This is a genomic window from Lysinibacillus sp. ZYM-1, from assembly GCF_001308875.1.
Taxonomy (GTDB): domain Bacteria; phylum Bacillota; class Bacilli; order Bacillales_A; family Planococcaceae; genus Lysinibacillus.
This window is the reverse complement of sequence record NZ_KQ465179.1, coordinates 1-1,805: the sequence shown is the minus strand read 5'-3', so window position 1 is coordinate 1,805 and position 1,805 is coordinate 1. Positions and strand designations below refer to the sequence as shown.

Below are 1,805 nucleotides of genomic sequence, written 5' to 3'. Positions count from 1 at the left end.
GAATTTAAAGAAACTGGCTACTTGGACGTGGCAAGTAGCTTAAGAGAGCAACTATGCTCGAAGAGTATGTTGGATTCGGCAGTGATTTACCAAATATTGGAAATGAAAGAGAAAGAAAAATGACAAAAGTCATCGAGAGTGAACTTCTCGATGGCTTTTGTCTACAGTCTGAAAGAACACCTACATGGGTGTTCTTTTTACATAGCACATGAAAATGATTTAGCACTACTTATAATCATGTGGATTTTCTTATAATGCTGTACAAAGAAAAAATAAAAAGCCACTCATTTTGAGTGACTTATTCCATGATTGGAGTAGCTACAAATCTGTTATTCAAAAAAAGATTCCTATTTATCTAGGGAAACGAGGAAACATTTGGTTTCCGAAGCCAGGGAAGAACGGGTTCATACCTGGGAAAAATGGAGTCCCGACTGGGAAAAATGGGTTCATACCTGGAAAAAATGGTCTCCCGCCTGGAAAGAACGGGTTCATACCTGGAAAAAATGGTCTCCCGCCTGGAAAAGCTGGTCTCATACCTGGGGGAAATCGGCGTCCGTCATTAAAACGCATTGGATTTACCATTTTTTTAACTCCCTTCAATTGATATAGTATAGGCTATGTTCAATCCATGAAGCTGCTTAGACTAAGACACAGGTTTGGGATCTTTGCAAAGGCCGATTTGGATTGTTTACATAATGCCTTTTATTTATAGAAGTTTTCAGGAATGTGATAGTTCATGACAAAAATCTTACCATTTTTGATGTGGCGATTGGTTTGTTAAGGAAAACATAAACATAATATTGACCATCAATAAACAAGGTAGAGGATGTAAGGTTTATAGGGAATTCTGAGCATATGGATAAAGCTGAAGCAAAATAGTAATTTGCGTAGGATAGCTAAGTGAAGATTTGAAAGAAAATGTTCAGTAAGAGATAGAAAAGCAGAAAGGGAATTTTCATAAAGTAGAAATCAATTTCTCTAATGTACAATCAAAAATAATAAATAAAAAGCGAATCTTACATAGCAATTTGAGATTGATAAATATTGTGAAGCAAAAGAGAGGAGAAATATAAATGAATCAGGATATTGATCTGTACGATAAAGTGATTTATTACAAAGGTAGAGTATGGACAATTTACGCTTTGTCAGGGAATCGGGATGGTGTGTTTGCTTACCAAGGTCTGCAATCAAACCGAAATATCGCTTACTTAAAGATGGATGAAGCCTTGAATTTTTAACTTTAATGAAAATGAAGTTATAACAATTGAAATAATTGAGTAGAAGCACTTAACCAATAAAAAAAGTTGAATGCTTTTATTGTGCAATATAGTGTATTGCATTAGTTTAAACATTAAATATCCAGAGTAGGGTAAAAGATTCGTCTCTTGAAAAAATTTTTTTAAAAACTTGAAGGATTTTTACATATAATGTCTAATATAGTAAATGTAACATAAAAAAACAGATGAAGGAGTGAATGTATTAATGAAAAAGAAAAAAACAATATGGTCAGTGGCTACAGCAACTCTTCTAGTTGTAACTTTATCATTTGGTGCGGGCGCAAGCGCGACAAACGATCAAGGAGGAGGTAGCAGCGGAGGGTATCCTTCTAAACCTCCAACATGTGTTCCTGGAAAGGCATGTCCAATCCAACCTTAAATGTTTAATGAAAACTAAACAACTTTAAAAGGGCACCCAAATATGGGTGCTTCAGACTGTAGACAAAAGCCATCGAGAAGTTCACTCTCTATGACTTTTGTCATTTTTCTTTCTCTTTCATTTTCAATATTTGGTAAATCAATGCCGAA

General features: G+C 34.8%; 3 protein-coding genes. 2 read left to right on the top strand and 1 reads right to left on the bottom strand.

Going from position 1 to position 1,805, the window contains the following annotated elements:
- Window positions 1–351: 351 nt before the first annotated feature.
- Window positions 352–582, bottom strand: coding sequence for a hypothetical protein (locus AO843_RS24770; RefSeq protein ID WP_156314038.1), 231 nt, complete (start codon window positions 580–582; stop codon window positions 352–354).
- Window positions 583–1,073: 491 nt separating this feature from the next.
- Between AO843_RS24770 and AO843_RS24765 the strand changes: the two genes are divergently transcribed.
- Together AO843_RS24765 and AO843_RS24760 are read left to right on the top strand one after the other, a co-directional pair.
- On the top strand, window positions 1,074–1,238 hold the full coding sequence (locus AO843_RS24765) for a hypothetical protein (protein WP_156314037.1): 165 nt from the start codon (window positions 1,074–1,076) through the stop codon (window positions 1,236–1,238).
- Window positions 1,239–1,482: 244 nt separating this feature from the next.
- Complete coding sequence (locus AO843_RS24760; RefSeq protein ID WP_156314036.1) at window positions 1,483–1,656, top strand: hypothetical protein; 174 nt, start codon at window positions 1,483–1,485, stop codon at window positions 1,654–1,656.
- Window positions 1,657–1,805 lie beyond the last annotated feature (149 nt).